General features: G+C 67.9%; 11 protein-coding genes. 10 read left to right on the top strand and 1 reads right to left on the bottom strand.

The window, feature by feature from the left end:
- The 8 genes from Q664_RS07920 to Q664_RS07950 all read left to right on the top strand — a co-directional run.
- Positions 1 to 625, top strand: a 625-nt coding sequence (locus Q664_RS07920; RefSeq protein WP_200883676.1) for a beta-ketoacyl synthase N-terminal-like domain-containing protein, incomplete at its 5' end; no start/stop codon positions are given.
- Positions 626 to 633: 8 nt separating this feature from the next.
- The gene (locus Q664_RS54620) at positions 634 to 1,737 is read left to right on the top strand and encodes a DUF4150 domain-containing protein (RefSeq protein ID WP_075207375.1); all 1,104 of its coding nucleotides are present in this window, start codon (positions 634 to 636) and stop codon (positions 1,735 to 1,737) included.
- Between the two features lie 2 nt (positions 1,738 to 1,739).
- Complete coding sequence (locus Q664_RS07925; protein ID WP_043391730.1) at positions 1,740 to 2,624, top strand: hypothetical protein; 885 nt, start codon at positions 1,740 to 1,742, stop codon at positions 2,622 to 2,624.
- 57 nt (positions 2,625 to 2,681) lie between these two features.
- Complete coding sequence (locus Q664_RS07930) at positions 2,682 to 3,992, top strand: TIGR02270 family protein (protein WP_043391733.1); 1,311 nt, start codon at positions 2,682 to 2,684, stop codon at positions 3,990 to 3,992.
- Positions 3,993 to 4,129: 137 nt separating this feature from the next.
- Positions 4,130 to 5,623 (top strand): hypothetical protein, encoded by a 1,494-nt coding sequence (locus tag Q664_RS07935; RefSeq protein ID WP_043391736.1) that lies wholly within the window; start codon positions 4,130 to 4,132, stop codon positions 5,621 to 5,623.
- A gap of 137 nt (positions 5,624 to 5,760) precedes the next feature.
- On the top strand, positions 5,761 to 9,606 hold the full coding sequence (locus Q664_RS07940; protein WP_043391738.1) for a serine/threonine-protein kinase: 3,846 nt from the start codon (positions 5,761 to 5,763) through the stop codon (positions 9,604 to 9,606).
- Positions 9,607 to 9,644: 38 nt separating this feature from the next.
- Entirely contained in the window at positions 9,645 to 10,139 is a 495-nt protein-coding gene (locus Q664_RS07945) for a hypothetical protein (protein WP_043391741.1), read from the top strand.
- A gap of 21 nt (positions 10,140 to 10,160) precedes the next feature.
- Complete coding sequence (locus tag Q664_RS07950) at positions 10,161 to 11,213, top strand: hypothetical protein (RefSeq protein ID WP_043391744.1); 1,053 nt, start codon at positions 10,161 to 10,163, stop codon at positions 11,211 to 11,213.
- On the opposite strand, the gene Q664_RS57475 is transcribed toward Q664_RS07950, so the two are convergent.
- A complete protein-coding gene (locus Q664_RS57475) occupies positions 11,210 to 11,590 on the bottom strand; it encodes a hypothetical protein (RefSeq protein WP_043391747.1) in 381 nt (126 codons plus the stop codon). The two genes, Q664_RS07950 and Q664_RS57475, sit on opposite strands and share 4 nt — an antisense overlap.
- A gap of 72 nt (positions 11,591 to 11,662) precedes the next feature.
- Between Q664_RS57475 and Q664_RS58890 the strand changes: the two genes are divergently transcribed.
- On the top strand, positions 11,663 to 12,460 hold the full coding sequence (locus tag Q664_RS58890) for a hypothetical protein (protein WP_043391748.1): 798 nt from the start codon (positions 11,663 to 11,665) through the stop codon (positions 12,458 to 12,460).
- Positions 12,461 to 12,489: 29 nt separating this feature from the next.
- On the top strand, positions 12,490 to 14,004 hold the full coding sequence (locus Q664_RS07965; protein ID WP_052517821.1) for an ArnT family glycosyltransferase: 1,515 nt from the start codon (positions 12,490 to 12,492) through the stop codon (positions 14,002 to 14,004).
- The last annotated feature ends 12 nt before the right edge of the window (positions 14,005 to 14,016 follow it).

Genomic DNA, 14,016 nt, shown 5'->3' on the forward strand with positions numbered 1-14,016 from the left:
CTCTTATGGGGGCTATGCCGCCCTGGCCGCCGGTCGCGAACTGGTCCGCCGCCGCGAGGTCCCGGCCTGCCTCGTCGCCGGAGCCGAGTCGATGATGTGCGCGCGCACGTTGATTCGGCTGTATGAGCAGCGACGACTACTGACCGAGGACAACTCCGACGGTGTCATCCCCGGCGAGGCAGCCGCCTGCGTGCTTCTTGCAGCACAGAAGCAGGGACTGGCCGTCATTCGAGGCATGGGATTCGCTCAAGAGCCATCCTCTTTGGAGAACGATGTGCCGTTGCGCGCCGACGGGCTCACTGCCGCTGCACGGACCGCCCTGCAGGAGGCGAGACTCGCGCTCCACGACATCGACTTCCGCTTCTCCGATGCGGCGGGTGAGAGCTTCTATTTCAAGGAACAGACGCTGCTCGTTTCCCGGGTGCTGAGGGAGCGCAAGGAAGACTTCCCTCTCTGGCTGTGCGCCGAGGGGCTCGGCGACACCGGCGCGGCGGCGGGACTTTGCGGCATGGTATGGGCCATCGCGGGTTGGGCGCGTCACTATGCGCCAGGAACCCGAGCCATTGGCCTGGCTGGCAACGCACAGGGCGGACGTGCCGCGGTGATCATCGAAGCCATGGAGTAGGAGACATCATGGGCAAAAAGGTCTTCGCGAACGGGATGGAAATCGCCCACAAGGCAGGAGACGCCAAGGTCATCTCGGCGTTCCCTGACGTATGCCTGAGCCCACCCCCACCGCCGACGGGCCCGGTTCCAGTTCCCTATCCGAATACGTCCTTCGCCAGGGATTTGAAGCAGGGCAGCACCAGCGTCACCATCGGAGGCGAGCCGCTCGCGCTCAAGGGCAAGAGCTACTACCAGAGCTCACCGCTGGGAGACGAGGCCGCGACCCGTAATTTCGGCGGTAGCGTGCTGACACATACCATCACGGGCAAGACGTACTTCCAGGCCCACTCGATGGACGTCATGGTCGAGGGGAAGAACGTCTGCAGACACCTCGACATCACCACCAGCAACCACGCGAGCTACCCTGGAAGCACCCCTCCCATGCCGAATGCGGAGGAGATGATCCAGCTCGCATTGAAGCGAGCTGCCGAGAAGAAGTGTCCCTGCTGCGGGAAGACCAAGTGCAAGGCCGCCTTTCAGGAAAATGAGACACCGCAGAGCCTGGAAGACTTCTACGGGTTCAACGAAAAAGGGCCGGACGGCAATCCGACTCCTGAAGCAGCCGACAAAATGAAAGTCTATCAGACCCTACTCGGAATGAAGGCCAAGAACTGCACGTGCAATGGGCGTGTATTCCCGGAGGCCCCCTGTGATGTTTTCAGAGCGCCCAACCCAGGCCGGACCAAGAAAATCAAAGAACATTGGGAACAGCCCGAAGTGATGGCGAAGTTCTACACGCAATTCACCACCACCAATCCAAACACGATCTCTGACTTCCGCGCGGCCAACCCGGCAGAAGCGCCGCCCAGCGCAGGGCCAACCTTCAGCAAGACAAATCATCTGACACCCAAGGGAGCAGGTGGCTGCCCGGATAATCCGGGCAACCTACAGCCACACGACACCCTGTGTGCGACCTGCAAGGTTATTGACGATACATTTGGCAAATGGCAAGACCCAAACATCGAATGGCGTAACAAGAAGAACGGCTGGGCAGATTTTTGGAACAAGGCCTTCCGGGCATCTGGTATCAAACGACGGCGCGTGGCCGGATTTACTCCGGGGTGGTGGTAGACATGAACGAGATACCCATTGAAGCTCGCCCGACGCTGAAAGAAGCAGGCCTGGACTTCAATCACTTCGCCTACTTCACCCGGCCGATTGCGGCTGCTCTGCCATCGAGAACGCCCGGAGCCGCAGACATACACTGGATACAACTCGAAGCGCTGATCAACAAACTCAAGTCGGGAGATTTCTCGGCGGCGGAAGACATCTTACGCCTTTGCCGTGAGACCACGGATTGGCAAATGAAATTCGCCGCGACGCGAGTCCTGGGACACGCGGGCACCATCGATTGCTTCAAACGCATGCGGGAGGAACTTGAGCAGCACCCAATGCGCAAGCAAGAGAGTATCGATGTCCCGTCTCGCACACTCGTCCTGACCTATTGCCGCGCCTTTGCGCTATGGGGCCGTCTCGATGTGATACCAGTATTGATGGACCAGTACCTTGCTTTGCGACTGAAGCAGACGCCGGAGATCTCGTTACTTCCACTCTTGATGTCGGATTTGCTGGTCGATGACGACAGTACCATGATTGCGCACGATCCGCCGGAAGACGCCCTGGAAGATTATCTCAACCTGGTCATGAACCAGTACGACGCCGTCACCGCGAAGCACGGGTCCGACAAAGTGTTTGTCTTCCGTGGTGACCTCTACTCAGTGCGCGCAATCGCAGAGCGGATGCGACATCTCACCACGCCGTACCAGGCAGCGGACCTGACCACGCTGCGCGAGCGTTTCGAGCCTGCCACTGGAATCGATTGCAGCGTGATCTTCAGTGAGGAAGATGTATCGACACTGGCAGCGGCCACCATCGCGGAATCGTTCCTGGAATCGGATGATGGGAAGAAATTCGAGCCAGGTAGACGCTACTTCTTCGGCCATCCGATTCCCGAATAGAGCGCGACGCGCGTGCTACACGCTCCAGCCCCTTACAATCCGGTACGCATGGAACACATGAGCCACACGCTGATGGATGTGCTGGAGGAACACCTGGACGAGGCCGCCTTCCTCTGGCTGCAGTGGGAGCGAAGCCTCGTCGCCCCCACCTACGTGCTGAACGAAGTGGCCGGGCTCGAGGAGCGGCTGCTGGCCCATGTGGATGGCCTCGTCCTGGGTGGAACTTCCGCGACCGAGAAGCTGCTGATTCCAGCATTGGAAGCACACGAGGACGTGGAACGCGTCACCGCCGCGGCCTACACCCTGCTGGGCTCCGAGAACCCCTCGGGCGCCGAAGCGGTACGAACGGCCCTGGAGACCGCGGCTCCAGAGGCCCTCCCCGCCTTTCAGCGAGCGCTCGAGCTGAAAGGGTACGAGGCACTGCCCTCCTGGCTCTCCACACTGCTCAAGCAGGACGAGCCCCTCAAGCTGGCCCTCGCACTGGAAGTGCTCGCCTCCCATGGCGTGGATCCAGGCCCAGCGCTGCCGGACCTGCTCCGACACGAGGAGCCCCAGGTGGCGGCAGCTGCCCTGCGGGCGGCCGCTCGCCTCCGCGCTCCCCTGGAACGCCAGGTGCTCCAGGCGGGCCTGACGTCACCCGTCTCCGCCCTCCGGGATTCCGCCATCACAGCGGGGTTGCAGAAGGGCCATCGGGCCGCCTGGACCGCCTGCCAGGCAGCCGTCGACAGCGGGGCTCCCGGGTTGCGGCTGCCCGCCCTGGTGCTGGCTTTGAGTGGAGATGCTCGCGAGGTGGAGCGGTTGAAGCGCCTCCTCGAGGAGCCCCGTCACCGTCCGGATGCGCTCTGGGCCCTGGGCTTCAGTGGCCAACCCGCCGCCGCCGAGCTCTGCCTGCAATGGATGGAGGATGATGCCGTGTCCCACCTGGCGGCCGAGGCCTTCTGCGCCATCACCGGACTCAGCCTGGAGGGCCGTCTGGCCGCACCGCATGTCGAGGAAGAGCCCCTGCCTCCGCTGGAGGAGGAGGCCCTCGATGTCGATCTCACGCCCAAACCGGAGGATGACCTTCCCCGGCCGGTCGCGGCGGAAGTGCTCGCGTGGTGGAAGGAGTCACGCAAGAACTTCGAGCTGGACCGGCGCTACCTGCACGGAAGGCCCTTCGGAACCGAGGCCCTCCTCGAGTCGCTGATGACGGCTCCGATGCGCCGGCGCCATGCGCTGGCGCTCGACCTGGCGCTGCGCAGCCGGGGAGAACCGCGGGTGCCAACCCGGGCCTTCACCCCCTATCAACGGAAGGCCCTGGAGGCAGTGCGCACAACGGCTCCATCCGCGCTGAGCCGCCCCTTCACCGAAGGACTTCATTCCTCCTGACGCAAGGACGTGACAGCCCATCCCGATCGCACCGGCAGTACGTATCCCCCGGCCCCGTACGGACCCGCGGCCACACCCCGGGGGTTTTCACCGTCGCTTGATTGATAGATTCGCCGCCCTCCAGTTAGCTGATCGCCATGCTCAACCGAAGACTCGCCACATCACTGCTCACCACGGGTCTCCTGGGTGGAGCCTGGCCTCTCGCCGCGAACGCGAAGGACACGAAGGACACGTCCCTCCCGCCGCCTGCCGTCAGCTACAACATCCCCATCGACGTCGTCGCTCCGTTCCAGAGCCCCGAAGCCAACCTGCCCTACTTCGATGACTTCTCGTGGCGGGAGTTCATCGCGCTCACCTGGCCGGTCACCGTCAGCACCAGCGCGCCGTATTCCCGCGGTCTTCCGGACGTCAAGAAGAAGTACGGCGATGTCTCGGTGCCGGGTGTCTGGGAAACGTGGAAGGCGGACTACGAGCTCTTCCTTCCCGATGGCGCGGCCCCCGCGGAATGGAAGAGCTTCGCGACTCCCTCCCCCTGTGGCGGCCCTGGCACCCTCGTGCCGTACGAGAAGGTGCTCGGCTCGTTCAACACGTACCACGGCTTCAACCAGGCGAGCATGACGGACGCCGCCGGTCCCCTCGTGAGCCAGAACCGCCAGTACGTCCGCTACGAGACCCGGGTCAATCAGGCCGAATTCAATTACATCACCAACCCCGGCGCTTCCTATCCCGGCCCCTTGTACCTGCTGAAGAACCTCCCCGGGACTGGCTCGGCCAATCCCGCGCTGAAGTTCCCGAGCGGCTCGGTGGAGGTCAAGGCCTCCTGGCGCGTGATGACGGGCGTGCCCGCCAGGCAGCGCAAGCGCTACTACGTCACCAAGGCGAAGGTGCTCGATCCCGTGAGCGGCAAGTGCACCCTGACCGATGTCGGCCTCATCGGGCTGCACATCGTGAACAAGACCCCCTCCTTCCCCCAGTGGATCTGGTCGACCTTCGAGCACGTCGACAACGTGCCCGCCCTCCAGGATGAGCGCACCCGGAGCCGGCCTCCCTACTCGCTGAACGACAACGACCCGAAAACGCCGCCCTCGGAGATGGGCCAGCCCATCAGCCAGTGCAACCCGCCGCAGCGGAAGCCGGCTCCCACCCAGGTGGTGCGCAAGCGGCCCATCGCGGCCTCGACGCAGAAGACCAATCAGGTCTACCAGCAGGCCAACGGCGTGAAGGGGACCGTCTGGGAGAACTACCAGCTCGTGCTCACCCAGTGGCCCGTCAACGGCACGGACACCTTCCCCAACGTGACCCAGCCGCGGCCCCAGATCAATACCGCCAACGTGGCGACGGAGACCTGGGTCCAGGACTCCACGGCGACCTCGTGCATGAGCTGCCACAGCGTGTCGAACAGCCACCAGTATGATTTCGTCTGGTTCCTCCCGCTCGGCGCCTGGCCCCAGAGACAGACGCCCTGCGCGCCGCAGGTGGCCTCGGCTCCGCCGGCAGCCCAGCCGGCGGACAAGCTCGCCGCCCCACCTCCCGAGTCCACCGTCGCCGCCGAGCGCCGGGACAAAGCCATCCTCGACTTGCGCGACCTCCTGAAGCGGACACAGCAGGGCCAGGCCACGGTGGGGGAGTGAGCATCGCTTCCCAATTGCCGGGCTCTTGCCGATAATCCCTCACGTGACACGCGGCGTCAGCGACACCTCCCTCCGGAGGGCCGCGCACGCCCGGCCCTGGCAGGTGCCGTGCCGGTCGTCCGTGAAAGGAACGGAACGTGAGGGTCCCCGCGAAAGCCGACTTCATCGGCAATGAGCGCTTCCAGGTCCGCCGTCCCCTGGGCCAGGGCTCGTTCGGCCATGTCTACGAGGTCTTCGACACCCTCTACAACACGGTGGTGGCCCTCAAGCTCCTCCACGAGCCCCGGCCCATCGCCCTCTACCGCTTCAAGCAGGAGTTCCGGCTGTTGGGGGATCTCGTCCACCCCAACCTCGTGACGCTCTACGAGCTGCACTCGGAGGGAAACCAGTGGTTCTTCACCATGGAGTACGTGGAGGGCGCCCACTTCACCACGTACGTGCGCTCCATGAGCGCCTCCCTGTCCCTGAGTGACTCGCCCCAGGACAGGACCGAGACGGTGATTCCGAGCCCGCGGCCGAGCGACCCGGGCGCGAGCGGCCCTCACGACGCGACGGCCACCTTCTCCTCGGAGGAGCCCTCGAACGAAGTGCCCATCGCGCGCGAGCCCCGGCCCACGGCGTCGCCCTTCCTCGTCGACCCCGAGCGCCTGCGCGCCGCCTTCTACCATCTGGCCCAGGGCGTCCGGGCCCTCCACTCCGCCGGCATCGTCCACCGGGATCTCAAGCCGTCCAACGTCCTGGTCACCCCCACCGGCCGGGTCGTGCTGCTCGACTTCGGACTCGCCAAGGAGCTGGCTCCCGCGCCCCAGGACCAGGCCCCGGAGGGAGTCGCCGGCTCCCCCTCGTACATGGCGCCCGAGCAGTGGGCGGGCGAGGGCATCTCCGAGGCCACCGACTGGTACAGCGTCGGGGTGATGCTCTACGAGGCCCTCAGCGGCATCCGCCCCTTCTACGGAAACTCCTCCGAGCGGCGCGAGCAGCAGCAGCAGGGGCCCGCCCCCCTCTCCCAGGTGTCGCAGGACATTCCGAAGGATCTCTCGGAGCTGTGCATGCGCATGCTCGAGCCCGAGCCGAGCCGCCGGCCGGGATTCGAGGAGATCCTCGCCTGCTTCGCCCCGCGGGGTGGAGGCACCGGCGCGCGCGGGTCCGTGGCGCTGCCGGAGCGGGGACGCACGCTGGTGGGCCGAGAGGCGGAGCTGGCGGTGCTGGAGGAGTCCTTCCAGCGCAGCACGGCCGGAAAGCCCGGCATCGTGTACCTGCACGGACCGCCCGGCATGGGCAAGAGCACGCTCCTGCGCGGCTTCGTGGAGTCCGTCCACCAACGCGGGGCCATTGCCCTCATGGGCCGCTGCCACGAGCGCGAGTCCGTGCCCTACAAGGCCCTGGACAGCCTGTTCGACTCGCTCGTGCGCTTCCTGCTGCGGCTCCCCCCCGAGGAGGCCCGAGCGCTCCTCCCGGAGCGGTTCCATGAGCTGCTGCCGGTGTTTCCCGTGCTCCGGGTGGTGGCGGAGCGGCTCGACCCCACGCCGGCTCCGCCCGGGCCGCAGGAGCCCCTCCAGGCCCGCAGGCACGTGGACACCGTCCTCAAGGAGCTGCTGCGGCGCATCTCCGGGCGGGGACCGCTCGTGCTCTGCCTGGATGACCTGCAGTGGGGTGACGTGGACAGCGCGCAGTTGATGGCGGAGCTGCTCTCGCCGCCCGACATGCCCACGCTCCTGCTGGTGGCGAGCTACCGCAGCGGGGAGGCCCGGAACAGCCCCTTCCTGCGCGAGCTCGAACGGCTCCTGGCGCACTCGCTCGTGCTGGAGACGCCGCGCGAGCTCGTGTTGGGGCCACTGCCGGCGGAGGAGGCCACGCGGCTGGCGCTGTACCGGATGGGTGCCTCCTCGCACGAGGCCCGGCTCCAGGCCGAGCGCATCATCCGCGAGGCCGAGGGCAACCCGTTCTTCATCGAGGAGCTCGCCCGCGCCGAGCCGGGCGGCAACGCCATCGGCACGGAGCCCGGAGAGCACGTCACCCTGAACGGTGTCCTGGCGCGACGGCTCCGCCAGCTCCCCGAGGGCGCCCGCCTCCTGCTGGAAGTGGCGGCCGTGTCCGGCCGGCCCACGGAGGAGGCGGTGGTGCTCGAGGCGGCCCGCGTCGGGGACACCGCGCTCTCCTCTCTGGTACTCCTGCGCGCCCAACACCTGCTCCAGGGCCGCACCGGCGACTCCTCCCGCCTCGAGGTGGCCCATGACCGCATCCGCGAGAGCGTGCTGGCCCAGCTCGAGCCCACCACGCTCGCCCACCACCACCGGCGGCTCGCCGAGGTGTGGGTCCAGCGGCCCGAGCCAGACCCCGAGCTGCTCGCCCTGCACCTGCATGGCGCGGGAGAGCTGCGCGAGGCGGCCGTGCAGGCCTTCCGCGCGGCGGAGCGGGCCTGGAAGGCGCTGGCCTTCCACCGTGCCGCGGATCTCTTCGGCTCGGCGCTCGAGTGGAGTGGTGGCGCCGCGAACGCCGCCCTGCCCGAGCCACGCCTGCTGAAGCTGCGCCGCGCCGAGGCGCTCGCCAACGCGGGCCGGGGTGGCGAGGCGGGACCGCTCTTCCTCCAGGTGGCCGAGGAGGGACCCGAGGAGCACGGGTTGGACCTGCGGCGCCGGGCCATCGAGAGCCTGATGCTCAGCGGCCGGATCGACGAGGGGCTGACGCTGGTGCGGCCGGTGCTGACGCGCGTCGGCCTGTCCTACTCGGACTCCAACGCCGTGGCGCTCGGCGGAGTGGCGTGGAACATGATGCGCCTGATGGCGGGCGGCGCGAAGCTGCGCCAGCGGCCGGACCCCGTCCCCGACGCGCTGCGCGCGCGCATGGACGTGACGTGGGCCCTGGGCAAGTCCCTGGCGAGCATCGAGTCGCTGCGCGCCATGGGCTTCCAGATTCAAAGCCTGCGCATGGCGCTCGAGTCCGGAGACCGCGCCCGGGCGTCCCGCGCGCTGACGGCCTTCGGGGCGTTGTGGCTCTGGCAGGGCACCGCCGGCTCGGTGAAACGGGGCGCGCGCTACCAGGAGCAGGGCAAGGCACTCGCGCTCGAGCTGAACGATCCCGCCCTCATCGGCTTCGCGGAGGCGTACCAGAGCACCCACTCGTACGTGCTCGGCGAGTGGAGCACCGCCCTGGCGCAGGCGGACCACGGGATGAAGCTGCTGCGGGAGCACGGCCTGGACGTCATCTGGGAGACCAACGTCGGACGCACCCAGGCGTGTCTGGTGTTGCAGGCCACGCACGGCCTGCGAGAGCTGGGGCAGCGCGCCTCGGAGTGGTTCCGCGAGGCCAACGAGGTGGGAGACCTCTTCTCCCGCGTCACCGCGTCCTTCTCCACGGCCCTGTGCCTCATCTCCCAGGGCCAGACGGACGAGGCCCGCCAGCTCATGACCGAGATGATGGCGGGCTGGAGCCGGCTCGGCGCCATCCAGCACGGCTTCCAGGTGCTGCGCGAGACGCTGGCGGAGCTGTACGAGGGCAAGCTGGACCAGGCCCGGGAGCGGCTGGAGAAGGCCTGGCCCTCGCTGGTGGCCGGACAGTGGCTGCGCGGGCAGCTCGGCCGCTTCGAGCTGTATGGGCTGCGGGCCCGCCTCTCCCTGGCCCTGGCGGAGCGGGAGCCCCCACGGCGTCAGGAGCTCGTGCGGCTCGCGAACAAGGACATCGGCCTGCTCGCCCAGGAGCTCCGGCGCGACACGCCGTCCCTGGTGCACCTGCTCCAGGCGGGAGCGGCCCGGCTCGGTGACCAGCCCGAGCAGGCGCTCACGCACCTGTCGGCGGCCATCGACGGCTACGACGCGGCCGGGATGCCCACGCTGGCCGCCTGCGCCCGCCTGTGGAAGGGCGAGCTGGTGGGAGGAGACGCGGGCAAGGAGCTCGTCACCCGCGCCACCGACACCCTGCGGGGAGAGAACATCCGCGAGCCGCGCCGGTGGGCCGCGATCCTCGCCCCTGGCTTCGGCGCGTAGTTCAAGGTATCCCAGCACCACCCACGAGGGAGGGGACCGTGCTTCTACACTTCATTTCCGATCTGATCCGCAATCCGGAGTTGCAGCGGCAGTTCAGCAAGGATCCGGATGGCACGATGTCGAAGGCCAACCTGTCAGAGGCACAGCGGGAGGCCTTGCACAAGGGCCAGCTCGAATCGGTGATGAAGCTGCTCAAGACGGAGCTCGCCTCGCTGGAGATGTTCGCCGTGGTGTGGGTGAAGGCGGTCGTCCAGGTGAATTCGGCGACCCCGAGCACGGGCTCGTGCGGCAACACGGTCCAGCTGCGCGTGGCGGGGGACTTCTTCACCACGGGCACGTTCGCCGCCCTCAAGCTGAGCGGCATGGATGTGCCCGCGGTGACGCAGAGCGTGGAGAACCCCGGCGGCCGTGGCTCCGTCCTCCACTGCACGCTGAACCTCCCCGCCAACGCGCCCATCGGCGTGTACGACCTGGCCGTGGTCAACCCGGACGGGCACTACGGCATCCTCCCGCAGGCCTTCACCATCGATTGAGCGCGGCTCCAGGGCTTCCCGATGATCGTCCCCATCGATGAGTTGATGAGCCGCCTGAAGCCGTTCCTCTCCAAGGAGCTGGTGGGAGAGGAGGCGTTCGGCCACGTCAACGCGGTGGCCCGGCTGCTTCCGGAGGTCTCGGGAGGCTTCTGCTTCGAATGCCGCATGGAGGCGGGCGCCCCTCGGGTGGACTACATGGTCTGCTGCATGCGGACCGATGGAGGTCCCCAGGCGCTCGCGGACGCGCTCGCGAGGACGCGCGAGCAACTCACCGGGCCCCTCTGGGACGGCGTGCGCGAGTTCTCGCGGCAGTGGGTGGATCCGGGCTCGCCGTTGGCGCGCGTGCCCGTGCTCTGGCTCGAGTACGACGTGGAGGGTCCGACGTCCAACCCCAAGCCCTTCGCCTTCGCCTGCGTGCAGCCCGAGTTCGGGCAGAAGCCGCCCGGCTCGCGGCGGGAGACGGGAGCAACGGTGGACGAGTCGCTCCAGCTCACCTGGCGAGCGCTGGAGGCCTTCCAGGGTGCACCGGTGCGCCCGGCCATCGCGCGCACCGTGTCGCGCTGCTTCGAGCAGTTGCCCGACTTCGCGGAAGTGGAGCACGTGGCCTCGCTCGCCTGCCGCGGCTCGGACGCGGTGCGGATGATCATCGGCATGCCCCGCGAGGAGGTGGGCGGGTATCTCGAGCGCATCGGCTGGCCGGGTTCGCGGGCGCAGGTGGAGGAGCTCACGAAGACGTGGCTCGACTACCTGCACTTCGCGGAGGTGAACCTGGACGTGGGCGAGACGGTGGGCCCCACCATCGGGCTGGCGCTCCCCTTCCCCGAGAAGCCGCACGAGCCGTGGGCGAAGGAGTTCCTCCAGCGGATGGTGGACCTCGGGCTGTGCACCCCCGAGAAGCGCGAGGCCATCCTCCAGTGGCCCGGGCGCGAGCGCGTTCCGCTCACGGGGCACCGGTGGCCGAGCAACCTGTGCCGGACCGTTGGAGCCAAGCTGGTGGTCCGGCCGGACGCACCGGTCTCGGTGAAGGTGTATCCCTACTTCGAGTGCCGGTTCTCGCTCTGGAGCGACGTCTAACCGACGGTGAAGAGCTGCTGCAGCATGAAGGAGCTGGAGCCCAGGCTGGTCTGGACGTACCCGAAGACGATGGAGCGCACGGTGTTCCCGTGGGTCCTGGGGTCATAGAGGTACGTCTGGGAGAAGCCGGTCATCGCGTTGCCCGAGGGCGGGGAGCCAAGCGCGGTGACCGAACCCGAGCAGTAGAACCTGAACGAGTCCGTGGGGTTGGTGAGGCCCACGTACAGCTGGGTGATGGCGTCCGTCTGCGCGTTCTTCGGCGCGACCGTGCAGGAGACCGCGAGCTGGCCCTCCAGGAAGGTCACCGTCCAGTTGCTCGTCACGACCAGGTCGTTGTTGCCATAGCCGTAATCGGGATTGGTCTCGCTGATAGCCATGTCGTTCCCCTCCGTTCCGCTCTCGAGCCGATGATAGCCGGTTGAGTGCCCGCCCGGGATTAGACTGGGGCCATGCAACGCCGCGACTTCTTGTCCTTCTTCCTCGCCACCCCGAGCCTGGTGGATGTGCCACGAGCCGACCCCGGAGGCTCGGGCCAGGACGAAGAAGCGGAGTGGCTGGGAGCCATGAGCGGCCTGCTCGGACAGAACCGATGGGACGCCTTGCTGGAGCTTGCCCAGCGGCTCTACGAAACCGCCCCCCGCGGGGACGCACCGGGCAGCGCGAGGGAAGTGGCCTGCTACCTCATCTTCCAGGCCCATCTGGTGCTGGTCCACCGCGAAGAGGCCTTCCACGCCGGGGAGCGCTATCTGGAGGAGTACCCGGAGGGCATGCATGCCTTCGCGGTGCGCTTGAACCTCCAGGTCCAGCGAGAGCAGGAGTCCGCCCGGGAGGATGCGCTCGCGTCCGTCAGGGGGGAGCTGGACAGGATTGAACGGGAGCTCTCCGCCATGGACGCGCAATGGGCCACGGCTCGACTGGAAACACCGGAAGCCGCCGCACAGCTCCAGGAACAGTTCGCACTGCGGCGCGCGGTCACGGAGTTCCAGGTGTGCACGCTGCTGGCTTCCCACAAGCTCCACGCGCAAGCGGTTCGCGCGTGCACCCTGTTCGCCGAGAAGTACCACCGAAGCGAAGACGCGAATATCCCACTGCTCGCCCGGAGCGCGCTCCACATGGCGATGATGCAGGAGGCCGCGCAGGGACACTTCCAGGAAGCCCGGAAGCTGGGAGCCCGACTCCAGGCCTGGGCCCCTCAGTTCGCACACGAGCACGGCGTCACGACACTGATGCTCGTGTGGCCCCACTGAGCCCGCCCCATGAAGCCCCCCGCGTTCCCATGACCCCAAGGCCCCTCCGCGCATGGCTCCTGCCCGGGCTCACACTCGCCACGGCGGCGCTGCACCTGCTCTTCGCCCACCGCTATGGCTACTTCCGGGACGAGCTCTACTTCATCGCCTGTGGCCAGCGGCTCGACTGGGGCTACGTGGATCAGCCCCCCCTCATCGCCGTGGCCGCCCGGCTCGCCACCACGCTCTTCGGCCATTCCCTCACGGGACTGAGGGTGCTGCCCGCGCTCGCCTCCGCGGGGCTCGTGGCCCTCACCGGACACCTCGCGCGGCGCTTCGGGGGTGGAGGCTTCGCCGTGGCGCTCGCCGCACTCCCCGCCGCGCTCGCTCCCATCTTCCTCTTCGAGGGCCACACCCTCACCATGAATGCCTTCGAGCCCCTCCTCTGGACGGGCTGCGCCGCCCTGCTGGTGCACCTGGTACGCACGGAGCAGCCCCGGCCGTGGCTCGCCCTGGGAGCACTCGCGGGCGTGGGGATGCTCAACAAGTACTCCATGGCCTTCTTCACCGTGTGCCTCGTGGTCGGCGTGCTCCTCACGCCCGCGCGGAGGCTGCTGGCCAGCCGCTGGCTCGTGCTCGGCGTGCTGCTGGCCACCGCGCTCGTCCTGCCCAACCTCCTCTGGCAACACGGACACGGCTGGCCCATGCTCGAGCTGCTGCGCAACGGCCAGCTCTACAAGAACGCCCCCTTCCAGCTCGGCGACTTCGTGCGCGGGCAGTTCCTCCTGTTGCACCCGCTCTCCGCGCCCCTGTGGCTCACCGGGCTCGGCGTCCTCTTGTTCTCCCCCGCACTCCGGCCCTACCGCGCGCTCGGAATCGCCTACGTCCTGCTCTTCGGCCTGCTCGTCTTCCTGCGCGCCAAGGACTACTACCTGGCCCCCGCCTACCCCATGTTGCTCGCCGCGGGCGCGGTCCAGGCCGAGCGCCTCATCCAGCGCCCCGTGGCACGCGCCGCGGTGCTCGTCCCGGGCCTCGTGGGCTTCGCCGCCCTCGCGCCGCTCACCCTCCCCGTGCTGCCCGTGGACACCTTCATCTCCTGGCAACGCACGCTGGGCATCGAGCCCACCCAGCACGAGCGCCACGAGTACGGCGTCCTGCCCCAGCATTACGCGGACCAGCACGGCTGGGAGCAGCTCGTCGCCTCCGTGGCCGAGGTGTACCAGCGCCTGCCTCCAGAGCAGCGGACGCGCACTACCCTCTTCGCACAGAACTACGGAGAGGCCGGGGCGCTCGACTGGCTCGGCGCGGCCCACGGCCTTCCCCCCGCGCGCTCGGGCCACAACCACTACTTTCTCTGGGGGCCCGGGGACGCGGACGGGCCTCTCCTCGTGGTGGGGGGCAGCCTGGAGGACCTCCAGCCCGTGTGCGCGCGGGTCGAGCTCGCCGCGCGCGTGCCGCCCAGCCCCTACGTCATGCCCTACGAGAACAACCTACCCATCTATCTGTGCTCGGAGCTGAAGGTGCCGTTGGCCACCCTCTGGCCGCGCGTGAAGCACTACGAGTAGGCGCCCGGACGG

Source organism: Archangium violaceum Cb vi76, from assembly GCF_000733295.1.
Lineage (GTDB): Bacteria > Myxococcota > Myxococcia > Myxococcales > Myxococcaceae > Archangium > Archangium violaceum.